Below are 11,650 nucleotides of genomic sequence, written 5' to 3'. Positions count from 1 at the left end.
CAGCATTAGCACAGCTAGGAAACGCTGGCCTGCCTTGCCGTTTCAAGGCACCGCGCCAGCCGACCCGCCCAATGGGAAACGCCGTCCGGCTCGGTGATTTCATCGTTGCGCAACTCGATCATGGTGGCATCAATGCCGCGCCGATCCCCATGTTCCTCGAGCGTGAACGTCACCCCGTTCATAGCCGCATAAGGCTCATTCCAGCCAACATTAAGCCCCGGATCCTCGGCCTTGAGCGCGTCCTGCAAGGCGTGGGTAAACTGCTGGTCCTTGCCATGGATCAGCCCGATAGGCCAAGGTCGGCCAACGCCCATAAATGAGGGGGTAAACGAGTGCATGCACACCAATACTGACTTCTTGCCAGCCGCCGCCCGCCGATTGAGCAGCGCCCCGATCACATCGTGAAACGGGGTGTGAAACTGGCTGATCCGGCTCTGCCGCTCTTCTGGCGACAACTCAAGATTGGCCGCAATTTCGGTGGTTTCCGAAACCGTCCGGATCAATTCGGGCGAACCAATATCGCGATTGGCGTCAATGATCAGGCGCGAAACCGTCGAGTGAATCAAAGGCGCATCAAGCCGATCAACCATTTGATGGCATACCGCCAGCGCCCCGGGGTCCCATGCAATATGGGACAGGCGCTGGGTCTGGCTCAGACCCAGATCGCCATAGCGCTCGGGAAGGCGATTGGACGCATGATCGCACACCAGAACGAACGGCGATGCGCCGTCCCCATTCACGACCAATACCGGGGGCACCTGCCGCGCCGCCAGTCGGTGATCTGCAACCTCGTCAACCATGTTGGCCCTGTCTGGCGTCATTCTGCGCGGGCGCATCCGATTGTGCATCAATGTCAGTCATTAACGCCGATTGCCGCTAGATGAAGGCGTTTTGATCCCCCTGTCAAACGAGTTTCACACGTCATGGCCGAACCGAGCTGAATTCAGGCGGCGTCCACCGTCTTGAGTGCCAGAAACTCCGAGGCGCTCAGCATGATCTTGCGGTCGACTTCGCCAATGGCAATGGGGTCCTTGCCCTCATAGGCCAGCTTGTTGAGGACGGTGCGCATGACGTTGAGCCGACCGCGCCGTTTGTCGTTGAACCGGGCAATGGTCCAGGGCGCGTGTGCGCTATCGGAGCGTTCCAGCATCACATCTCGCGCTTTGGAATATTCGCCCCAGCGCGTCAATGCCTCCAGATCGACCGGCGACAGCTTCCAGACCTTGAGCGGATCGTGGCGGCGGTCATGAAATCGCTTGAGCTGCATTTCGCGCCCGATCGACAGCCAGAATTTGAACAGGTGAATGCCATCATTGGTGATGCGTTTTTCAAAGTGCGGCACTTCTTCGAGAAAATGCGCTGTCTGCTCGGGCGTTGAAAAGCCCATTACCGGCTCAACCCCAGCCCGGTTGTACCAAGAACGGTCAAACAATACCGTTTCGCCTGCCGCTGGAAACCAGTCGACATAGCGTTGGAAATACCATTGCGTGCGTTCCCTGTCGTTGGGCTTGGGCAGTGCGGCAATCAGATTGTAGCGGGCATTGAGATTGGTCAGATAATTTTTGATCGTACCGCCTTTTCCGGCCGCGTCGCGTCCTTCAAAAACCAGGATGACCCGCTCGCTTGTCTTGGCCAGATGGGCCTGCAACCGCACCAGCTGAACTTGCAAATCATGCAACTCGTTCTCGTAAATCTTGCGATCAAGTTTGTGTTTGTAGGGATAGCCGCCCGATTCCAGTGCACCCTTCTTGATGGCCTTGGGTAGTTCCGGATTCTCGATATCAAAGCTCTTGATCGCGTCGTTCACACTGTCTCTCCATTGTTGTAATCAACGTGCTATGAAGCCGAAGCGCGTGCAAGGCCAACCGCGCCAACTATCTGTCAAAGAGTTAAAATGGTTGATCGTTCCAATAAGAATGCCCGACCCGACGGGCGCCTGCCGCCCCTGCTGGATCGGCTGCGCACCCGCGTGGTGCTGCTTGTCTGCGTGGCGTTCGTTCTGGCGGCGCTGGTGGTTGAGGCAGGGCTGGGTTGGCCCGAAGCGGTTCTGGCGCTCCTGATCCTGATAATAGCAGCACTCTGGTTGCCAATAACCGTCAGCCAACACCAAGAGCATGCCCCCGGAGACGCGCCCGGCGTGATTGCCACCATGGGGGTCGACCGCTTCGCCGATGTTCTGCTTGATCCCTGCCTGGTGTTGGATCGCCGCTCGGTGGTGCGTCACCGAAATGCGGCCGCCGCACAACGCTTTCCCAATATTGCCATCGGCAACCCGATTACCTTCGTTCTGCGCTATCCCGAACTGGTAAAGGCCATTGAGGCCGTCTGGCAGAGTGGTGAAACGCGCCTGTTCGAACTTCACGAAACACTGCCCAGCGAAACCTGGGAAAAAGTGGCCATTTCGCCTTTGCAAAGCACAACCGACCCTAACGGCGAGACGACCCCACCGCTGTTGTTGATCACCTTCCAAAGCCTTACCGATCTCAAGCGGGTCGATGCCATGCGCTCTGATTTCATCGCCAATGCCAGTCATGAGTTGCGCACACCACTGACCTCGCTGCTTGGCTTTATCGACACATTGCTCGGTCCAGCGGCGCGCGATACGGCGGCGCGTGAAAAATTCCTTCACATCATGCGCGGCCAGGCCGAACGCATGGCCAAGCTGATCGAAGATTTGCTCTCACTGTCGCGGATCGAAATGCACCAGCATGTTCGCCCCACCGGCTCGGTTGATCTGGTCGCCCTGCTGCGCGATGTGCGCGAGGGCTTGCAGGCCCAGGCAGAAGCCGCTGAAGTCGAGCTTCGCCTCGCCATCCCCGCCGAAACAACCAACGCAATCGGGGATCGCGATGAGCTTTACGAGGTTTTCGAAAATCTGGTCGAAAATGCCATAAAGTATGGCGGCTCGGGCAACACGGTAGATATCGAGTTGGCGGTAGCAGCGCTGCCCGGCTTTACCCATCTGGTCAGCATCGTCGATCATGGACCCGGCGTTGAACCTGAACATGTCCCCCGTTTGACCGAGCGATTCTATCGCATCGATGCCGATGCCAGCCGTCGCAAGAAGGGCACAGGGCTTGGCCTTGCCATTGCAAAGCACACGGTTAACCGCCATCGCGGCCAGCTCACCATCCGTTCAAGGCCCGGTCACGGCATGCGGGTCGACGTGTCATTGCCCTGACCGTGAAGTCATTGATTCCGGGTTTCTCTTTGAATAATTATTCAAAATCAACGGCTTGTACTGTCATACAACTGTCAGCCAAGTGTCATAAATCTATGACCACTGCGTCATAGGTTGCGACCGTCAAACACCGGACGGGGTCGAACCCCACAAGATATTGCCGGGATTCGAGCCGCATTTTTGAGAAAAAGGACACTTCCATGAAAGCCTTGTCTTTCGCCAGCGCCGCCGTGATTGCACTTGCCGCATTTGGCACCACCGCAGCTATTGCTCGCGACACCATTCAGATCGCTGGCTCGTCCACCGTTCTGCCATTCGCTTCGATTGTTGCCGAGGAATTCGGTGCGTCCTACCCTGAGTTCAACACCCCAGTCGTCGGTTCGGGCGGCACCGGTGGCGGCCTAAAGCAGTTCTGCGAAGGGGTTGGTGAAAATACCATCGACATCGCGGATGCGTCGCGCCCGATCAAGGACAAGGAACGCGCCGCCTGTGAAGAAAACGGCGTCACCGACATCCGTGAAATCCAGTTCGGCTTCGACGGCATCGTTTTTGCGTCCGAAGCGACCGGTCCTGACTTCTCCCTGACCCCCGTCCAGATCTACAAGGCAATCGCTGCCAAGGTCCCCGTTGATGGCAAGCTGGTCGACAACCCATACACCAACTGGAATCAGATCGACGCATCGCTGCCAGATCAGACCATCGCTCTGGCCATTCCCGGTTCCAACCACGGCACCCGTGAAGTTTTCCAGGAACGCGTTGTATCTGCCGGTGCTGAAGAAGCAGGTCTGCCAGAAGGTCTGAGCGAGGAAGAAAAGGCTGCCGCTGAAACCACCCTGCGTCAGGACGTTGTTGTCGAAATTTCGGGCGATTACACTGAAACGCTGGCGCGCCTCAAGTCCAACCCTGACACTGTCGGCGTTTTCGGTCTGAGCTTTTACGACCAGAACAAGGACACGCTAAAGGTTGCAACCATTGATGGCGTTGTGCCTTCCAACGATACCGTTGCTGCTGGCGAATATCCTGTGTCGCGTCCGCTCTACTTTTATATCAAGGGCCAGCACATCGGCACCATTCCCGGCATCGAGGAATATGTAAATTTCTTCCTGTCGGACATGATGTCCGGCAGCGGCGGTACGCTTGAAGCTGCAGGTCTGATCCCGCAGCCAGAAGACAAGACTGCCCAAGTTCTGGCCGCGTTCGAAGCCGCCGCCAACTAAGTTCTGCATATCCCGGACCGCGCCCACCTGGGCGCGGTCCATCCCTACTATCAATGGGAAAGCGTGACCGCTGTGAACTCACTCGTTGTCGTTGGCCTGCTCCTTGTTATCATGGGTCTGGCTTATCAGTCTGGTTGGTCCCGTAGCCGCAATCTGGCCACGCCAAATGGCATCCGCGTGCATTCCCGTCCGCAATATCACGGCACCCTTGTCGCGCTATGGGCCATCATTCCCATGCTGCTGATCCTGGCCCTTTGGGCCTATTTCGGCGGCGATGTCATCCGCGCTTTTACCCTTGCCCAACTGCCCGCCGATGTCGCCGCTCAAACCGGGCAAGACTTGCAGGCAACCCTTCAGCGCATCAACGCGCTGGCTTCCGGGTTTGGTGTTGCAGGCGATGTGCAACCCTATGAACAGGCCGCAGGCGAAGCGCTGCGTCAGTTCCAGTTCACCACATTTCTGGTGGTCATCGCTGCCGCTGCTGGCACCGGTATTTTGGCGCTGCTCTACGCGCGCTCCAAGATCACGCCGCGCCTGCGCGCCCGCAACAACGTCGAATTCATCATTGGCCTGCTGTTACTGGCCTGCTCGGGAATTGCGATCCTGACAACCGTCGGCATCGTTGCCTCCCTCGTGACCGAAGCACTGCGCTTCTTCACCTTCGTCAATCCGCTCGATTTCTTCTTCGGAACTGTCTGGAACCCGGTGTTCTCCTCCACCGAAGGGGGCGCTCAAGGCCAATATGGTTTGCTGCCGCTCCTGGCAGGCACGCTGATGGTTTCGCTTATCGCGACCCTGGTGGCCGTGCCCGTCGGTCTGATGACTGCGATCTATCTTTCCCAATACGCGCCCCGCAAACTGCGGGCCATCATCAAGCCGATCATTGAAATTCTGGCCGGCATTCCCACCATCGTTTATGGCTTTTTCGCGCTGGTGACTGTCGGTCCGTTCCTGGCAAGTGCCGGTGACATCATTGGTCTTGACATCAAGGCCGCCAGTGCCCTGACGGCGGGCCTCGTGATGGGGATCATGATCATCCCCTTCATCTCGTCGCTATCCGATGACATTCTCAACCAGGTGCCGTCCTCGATGCGCGACGGCTCTTATGGTCTGGGCGCCACCCAGTCCGAAACCATCCGCCGCGTGCTGCTGCCAGCGGCGCTGCCGGGCATCGTGGGGGCCTTCCTTCTGGCCATCAGCCGCGCCATTGGCGAAACCATGATCGTCGTTCTGGCTGCCGGTAACAGCCCGGTGTTGCGCGGAACCCCGCTCGAACCAGTCTCCACCATCACCATTTCCATCGTCAATCAGCTGACCGGTGATACCGACTTTGCCGGACCGCAATCGCTGGTGGCCTTCGCGTTGGGGCTGACGCTTTTCGTGATGACCCTCATCCTAAATGTCGTGGCGCTTTACATCGTCCGCCGCTTCCGGGAGCAGTACGAATAACATGACCGAACTCAGTCAATCCAATACCGCGAGCCGCAGTCTTGCCGCCGAGCGGGCCCGCAAGGTCAAGGCCGGATTGCGTCGCCGCCACATGACCGAAAAGATATTTCGGGGCCTGGGCATTGCCGCCATCGTCGCCGCTCTCGGGTTTGTTGCCCTGCTGTTTACCGACGTATTGAGCAAGGGCATTCCTGCGTTCACTCAGGCCAACCTGCATCTCGAAGTGGCCTACGATCCCGCAATTATCAAGCTGACCCCGGCGCCGGTGCGCGAAGTGGGCCAGTCCGATGCTGGTTTCGAGCAGGCCAACCTCAAATGGCGGAGTTCGCTTGTCTTGCTCAACTGGAACAAGGTGCTTGAGGTCGCGATGCGCAAGTCGGCCCCCGCCGATTATGACATTGATACACGTCAACTCCTGACTATCCCCGAAACCAACGCCCGTCATATCCTGCGCGAGCGCTACGTTGAGGATCCCGGCCTTCTCGGCAAAACCATTTCAATTGATCTGGTCGCCTCTGCCAATGTCGATAACTGGGTTAAGGGCAATATCGACCGCGACCTGCCCGATGCCCAGCAACAGCTTGGCGCAGACGCCCGTGCGCTCACCGACTTTTTTGCCGAAAACGGGACCCTGACCAAAGATTTTGCCACCGGAATTTTCACCAATGTCGATAGTCGCGCCGCCCCGGCGTCCGCAGGTCTGGCCGGCGCCTTCATGGGCTCGGTCTATATGATGTTGGTCGTCATAATCCTGGCGGTGCCGATCGGGGTTGCCAGCGCCATTTATCTTGAAGAATTCGCCAAAAAATCGCGCCTCACCGATATCATCGAGGTCAATATCAATAATCTGGCGGCGGTCCCCTCCATCGTCTTCGGCCTGTTGGGGGCAGCGGTATTCATCAATTTCTTTCACCTGCCCATATCCGCCCCGTTGGTCGGCGGCATGGTGCTGACCTTGATGACATTGCCCACTATCATCATTGCCACCCGCGCGGCATTGCAGAGCGTCTCTCCCGCTTTGCGTCAGGCCGCACTCGGGTTGGGCGCCTCCCGAACCCAGATGGTGTTTCATCACGTTTTGCCGGTCACCTTTCCATCCATCCTGACCGCCACCATCATCGGGGTCGCACAGGCTCTGGGCGAAACGGCACCGCTACTGCTTATCGGCATGAATGCCTTTGTTGCTTCCGTTCCGGCCAGTCCGCTCGATCAGGCAACGGCCCTGCCGGTGCAGATATTCCTCTGGAACGGCAATGAGAACAGAAATTTTTTCGAAGCCCGCACCTCTGCCGCGATCATGGTATTGTTGGGACTGATGATCCTGCTCAATGCCATCGCCATCTTCCTGCGGACGCGCCTCGAGCGCCGGGCATGATTGAACGGAGCATGGAAAAATGGACGTAATGGCCGGTAAGGTAAAAATGACACAAACAACGGTGGAAAGCGCCATGAACCCGACTGACGCCCCTGATCGCTCCATTCGCATCCAGGCCCAGGACGTCAAGGTTCACTACGGCGCCAAAGAAGCGTTGCACGGCGTTTCCATCGAGATTCCCGATCGCGCTGTCACCTCATTCATCGGGCCGTCAGGCTGCGGCAAATCAACGTTCCTGCGCTGCATCAACCGCATGAACGACACCATCGAGGGCGCAAGGGTTGAAGGCCTGATCAAACTCGATGGCGAGGACATCTATGATCCATCGCTCGACGTGGTTGAATTGCGCGCCCGCATCGGCATGGTTTTCCAGAAGCCCAATCCATTCCCCAAGTCGATCTATGAAAATGTCGCCTATGGTCCCAAAATCCATGGCATCGCCACCTCGCGCACTGATCTCGACGAAATCGTCGTCTCCTCGCTGCGCAGGGCGGGTCTGTTTGAAGAGGTCAAGGATCGTCTCAATGAACCGGGAACCGGCCTGTCGGGCGGTCAGCAGCAGCGCCTTTGCATCGCCCGCGCCATGGCTGTCGGGCCCGAGGTCATCCTGATGGACGAGCCTTGCTCGGCCCTCGACCCGATAGCCACCGCCATCATCGAAGAGTTGATTGATGAATTGCGCGCAAACTACACCATCGTCATCGTCACCCACTCGATGCAGCAGGCCGCTCGCGTCAGTCAGAAAACCGCCTTTTTCCATCTGGGCAATCTGATCGAGGAAGGGGTGACCGAAGATATTTTTACCAACCCCATCAATAAGCAGACCCAGGATTATATCATGGGCCGTATCGGCTGATCCGCAGCGCGGACAATTGAGGATTTTGCCATGCCCAATTCTACCCAGGACCACATCGTTTCCTCCTACACCGACGAGTTGACGGCGCTGGCGCAGTTGATCGCCGAAATGGGCGGACAGGTCGAAGTCGCCATTGAAAACGGCACCCGTTCGCTGCTCAAGCTTGATCGTGAACTGGCCGATATCACCATCGTCGCCGACCAGCGTATCGACGACATGCAGCGCAAGATCGACGACATGGCCGTGTCGATGATCGCCCGGCGCCAGCCCATGGCCTCGGACCTGCGCTCAATCGTTACTGCCATTCACGTCGCCTCCGATCTGGAACGCGTCGGCGACATGGCCAAGCAGCTATCGCGTCGCTCGCTCAAGCTGGAGGGCATCAGCCTGCAGCCGACTTTTTACAACGGCGTCAAGAACATGACCAATCTGGTGCTGCGCCAGATCAAGCTGGCGCTCGATGCCTATGCCAGCCGTGACGCTGACGCCGCCATTGCGGTGTGCAACAATGACGACGAGGTGGACGCCATGTACACCTCGCTGTTCCGCGAGCTTTTGACCTACATGATGGAAGACCCGCGCAATATCACGCCCTGTACTCATCTGTTGTTCTGCGCCAAGAACCTCGAGCGCATCGGCGATCATGCCACCAACATTGCCGAGCGCGCCTATTATCTACAGACCGGCAAGCAATTGACCAGCGATGTGCAGGATCTGCATCGCACACAGATCAAGGTCTGAAGAGCGGATGGCTGCAACAATTCTGGTCGTTGAGGACGAGGCGGACCTGTCCGTCCTCATGCGTTATAATCTCGAGGCCGAAGGATTTCGCGTGCTGACCGCCGAAAGCGGCGATGAAGCTGTTGAGGCCATGCAGGAAACCACACCGGATTTGATCCTGCTCGATTGGATGCTGCCCGGCCTTTCCGGCATTGAACTGTGCCGCCGCTGGCGCGCCCGCGAGGAAACCGCGCGCATCCCCATCATCATGATCACCGCCCGTGGTGAAGAAGAAGAGCGGGTACGCGGTCTGGCCACGGGTGCCGACGATTATGTCGTCAAACCGTTCTCGGTGCCCGAACTGCTCGCCCGCATCAATGCCCTTTTGCGCCGTTCCAGCCCGCAATTGGTCACCGCCGTTCTCAAGGCCGGTGATCTGGAGCTGGATCGCACCAGCCATCGCGTCAGCCGCTCGGGCCGCGAAGTCCACCTCGGCCCCACCGAATACCGCCTGCTGGAATATCTGATGCGCCACCCGGGTCGTGTCTATTCGCGCGAGCAATTGCTCGACGGCGTTTGGGGCAATGATGTTTATGTCGATGAACGCACTGTCGATGTTCACGTCGGACGCCTTCGCAAGGCGATCAATCGCGGTCGTTCTGCCGATCCGATCCGCACCGTTCGCGGCGCCGGTTATGCCTTTGACGAACGGTTTGAAAAAGCCAGCTAACCGGGGCCTGATGGCCTTGGATTTATCTGGTCAGAAATGTCGCTATATAGCCCGCCAGTGCCTTGCTGTCAGATGGTGTCGAAACCGATGCCTCGGCAGCTTCCACCAACTGGTCAGGCACCTGGCCGCGTCGCAGCGCCGCCAAAGCCAGCATGAAATCGTTGTCAAACTCGGGATGCGGCTGAAAACTCAGTGCCGCGCCATTCTCGTACATCAGCCCGGCATTCGGCGTGAAATCGGATGCCATAATGACGCGCGCCGCCGCTGGCGGCACCTTGACCTGATCTTGATGCGAACAGGCGATGGCCAGGGTCTGTGGTGCATCGGCCATAAAGTCGGGGCGATTGGTTACAGCATAGGTGTGTCGACCCAACCCCCAGCCTTTTTCCGATTTTCCCACATCTCCGCCCAACGCGTCGGCCATGATCTGATGGCCAAAACAGATGCCGACCATTCGGGTTCCCGCCGCATAGGCGTCGCGAATAAACTGGCGCAGCGGCGCCATCCAGATCAGATCATCATAAACCCCGGCTGACGATCCGGTGATCACGATGGCTGCGAGCCCGACGGGGTCGGGCAGGGGCGCACCCTCATGAACCGCAATCGTCTCAAAATCAAAGTGTGCGCCCGTGCCGTCAAACATGGCTTCAAACATTTGAGGATAAGGCTCGAAAGTGTCGGCGAGGGCAGGGGGAACCTGCCCGGTCTGGATAATGGTGATCTGCACGAAAGCCCTCAGCGAAAAATGCCCTTCGCATTAGCTGCAAAGGGCACCTGAATTCAATGTGGATTTTATCAATCAGGCTGCGACAAACTTGACGGAAACGCCATTGATGCAATAGCGAAGCCCCGTTGGCTTCGGACCATCCTCAAACACATGGCCCTGATGCCCGCCGCAGCGGCTGCAATGGACTTCCGTACGCTGACCGAACAGCGAGTTGTCCACCTTGGTGCCAAGGGCACCGTCGATATAGGTGTAAAAACTTGGCCAACCGGTGCCGCTTTCAAACTTGGTATCCGAATTGTAGAGCGGTAGATCGCAACCGGCGCAGGCAAAGACGCCAACACGGTGCTCATCGAGTAGTGGCGAGGTAAAGGCGCGTTCCGTGCCTTCATGACGCAGGACCTGATAGGCGGCATCGCCGAGTTTTGCGCGCCACTCGTCGTCGGTCATGGTCACTGCAAAATTGCCTTCACTGGCAACTGCGGGGGCGGTGCTGCGCATCAGATAACCCAGGCCACCTAGCCCGAGCAGCGTTGCGCCGCCAAAGATAAAATTACGTCGGTCAAACTTCATCGTCCAACTCCCTGAAAGAGGCGGGCCCGCGCCCCAAAGCCACCGGAGGGAGGTAGCAGCATCGCGGGCCCTTTGACGTGCACTGTAATTGCTTGGGCGAAGCGGGTGCACGTCAAGATTGTGTGAGAGCCCGATCATTTTTGCAAAAGACCGGGCCGCCACAGATCTATTCGTTAGTCGCCGTCGATAGGTTACATTGAGGACTTTGGTGTCAGAACAGCGTCAATCACATGGATTACGCCATTGCTCTGCATCACGTCGGCAATGGTGACATTGGCCGTTGTGCCGTTTTCGTCGGTAACGGTAACGCCACCATCAGCAGTGGTCTTGAGGGTCAGCTTACAGCCGCCAACGGTATCAACCATGTGCTCGCCGCCATCATCCTTGACCATGCCAACGATGTCAGTCGACAAGGCCTTGGCTGCAATGACATGGCAAGCCAGGATCGTTGATAGCATTTCCTTGTTTTCTGGTTTCAGCAAAGTCTCGACGGTGCCGGCTGGCAGCGCGTCAAATGCTTCGTTGGTTGGGGCCAGAACAGTAAATGGACCTTCACCCGAAAGCGTATCCACCAGCCCGGCAGCCTTGACGGCAGCAACCAAAGTGGTGTGATCAGCTGAATTGACAGCATTTTCGATGATGTTCTTGTCAGCATACATGGCTGCGCCACCAACCATTGGGTTGTCCTGGGCGAAAGCTGCAGCGCCCGAAAGCGATGAGACGGTCAACATGGTGGTGAGGGCAAGGCTGCGGATCGAGAGTTTCATGGGGACGTTCCTTCCTGTGTGTCTTTCCCCTTTGTTTCGGGGACAGCCAAAGCAACGA

General features: G+C 57.9%; 12 protein-coding genes. 7 read left to right on the top strand and 5 right to left on the bottom strand.

The window, feature by feature from the left end; translation table 11 throughout:
- Positions 1-14: 14 nt before the first annotated feature.
- Together PSQ90_RS04580 and ppk2 are read right to left on the bottom strand one after the other, a co-directional pair.
- Entirely contained in the window at positions 15-800 is a 786-nt protein-coding gene (locus PSQ90_RS04580; protein WP_282212247.1) for an N-formylglutamate amidohydrolase, read from the bottom strand.
- A gap of 143 nt (positions 801-943) precedes the next feature.
- Positions 944-1,807: a polyphosphate kinase 2 gene (gene ppk2, locus PSQ90_RS04575; protein ID WP_282212246.1), complete on the bottom strand. Its 864-nt coding sequence runs from the start codon at positions 1,805-1,807 to the stop codon at positions 944-946.
- Positions 1,808-1,894: 87 nt separating this feature from the next.
- On the opposite strand from ppk2, the gene PSQ90_RS04570 reads away from it, so the two are divergent.
- The 7 genes from PSQ90_RS04570 to phoB all read left to right on the top strand — a co-directional run bounded on the left by PSQ90_RS04570 (position 1,895) and on the right by phoB (position 9,528).
- Positions 1,895-3,181 carry a sensor histidine kinase gene (locus tag PSQ90_RS04570; protein ID WP_282212245.1) on the top strand — a complete coding sequence of 429 codons (1,287 nt, stop codon included), beginning with the start codon at positions 1,895-1,897 and terminating at the stop codon, positions 3,179-3,181.
- Between the two features lie 200 nt (positions 3,182-3,381).
- Positions 3,382-4,398, top strand: a complete 1,017-nt coding sequence (locus PSQ90_RS04565; protein ID WP_282212244.1) for a PstS family phosphate ABC transporter substrate-binding protein — start codon at positions 3,382-3,384, stop codon at positions 4,396-4,398.
- 72 nt (positions 4,399-4,470) lie between these two features.
- Positions 4,471-5,847, top strand: a complete 1,377-nt coding sequence (gene pstC / locus PSQ90_RS04560) for a phosphate ABC transporter permease subunit PstC (RefSeq protein ID WP_282212988.1) — start codon at positions 4,471-4,473, stop codon at positions 5,845-5,847.
- 1 nt (position 5,848) lies between these two features.
- Entirely contained in the window at positions 5,849-7,222 is a 1,374-nt protein-coding gene (pstA, locus tag PSQ90_RS04555; protein WP_282212243.1) for a phosphate ABC transporter permease PstA, read from the top strand.
- Between the two features lie 73 nt (positions 7,223-7,295).
- Positions 7,296-8,078, top strand: coding sequence for a phosphate ABC transporter ATP-binding protein PstB (gene pstB, locus PSQ90_RS04550; RefSeq protein ID WP_407648197.1), 783 nt, complete (start codon positions 7,296-7,298; stop codon positions 8,076-8,078).
- A 30-nt stretch (positions 8,079-8,108) separates the two neighbouring features.
- Complete coding sequence (phoU, locus tag PSQ90_RS04545) at positions 8,109-8,819, top strand: phosphate signaling complex protein PhoU (RefSeq protein WP_282212242.1); 711 nt, start codon at positions 8,109-8,111, stop codon at positions 8,817-8,819.
- A gap of 7 nt (positions 8,820-8,826) precedes the next feature.
- Complete coding sequence (gene phoB / locus PSQ90_RS04540) at positions 8,827-9,528, top strand: phosphate regulon transcriptional regulator PhoB (RefSeq protein WP_282212241.1); 702 nt, start codon at positions 8,827-8,829, stop codon at positions 9,526-9,528.
- Positions 9,529-9,550: 22 nt separating this feature from the next.
- Here phoB and PSQ90_RS04535 read toward each other — a convergent pair whose 3' ends face one another.
- The 3 genes from PSQ90_RS04535 to PSQ90_RS04525 form a co-directional block, all read right to left on the bottom strand.
- Complete coding sequence (locus PSQ90_RS04535) at positions 9,551-10,255, bottom strand: type 1 glutamine amidotransferase (protein ID WP_282212240.1); 705 nt, start codon at positions 10,253-10,255, stop codon at positions 9,551-9,553.
- A gap of 72 nt (positions 10,256-10,327) precedes the next feature.
- Positions 10,328-10,825 carry a peptide-methionine (R)-S-oxide reductase MsrB gene (gene msrB, locus PSQ90_RS04530; protein WP_282212239.1) on the bottom strand — a complete coding sequence of 166 codons (498 nt, stop codon included), beginning with the start codon at positions 10,823-10,825 and terminating at the stop codon, positions 10,328-10,330.
- A gap of 191 nt (positions 10,826-11,016) precedes the next feature.
- A complete protein-coding gene (locus PSQ90_RS04525) occupies positions 11,017-11,592 on the bottom strand; it encodes a fasciclin domain-containing protein (protein ID WP_407648165.1) in 576 nt (191 codons plus the stop codon).
- Positions 11,593-11,650 lie beyond the last annotated feature (58 nt).

The organism is Devosia rhodophyticola (assembly GCF_028816475.1).
Classification (GTDB): Bacteria; Pseudomonadota; Alphaproteobacteria; order Rhizobiales; family Devosiaceae; genus Devosia; species Devosia rhodophyticola.
Note: the sequence above shows the minus strand (reverse complement) of the source record. Positions and strands in the feature narration are given on the sequence as shown.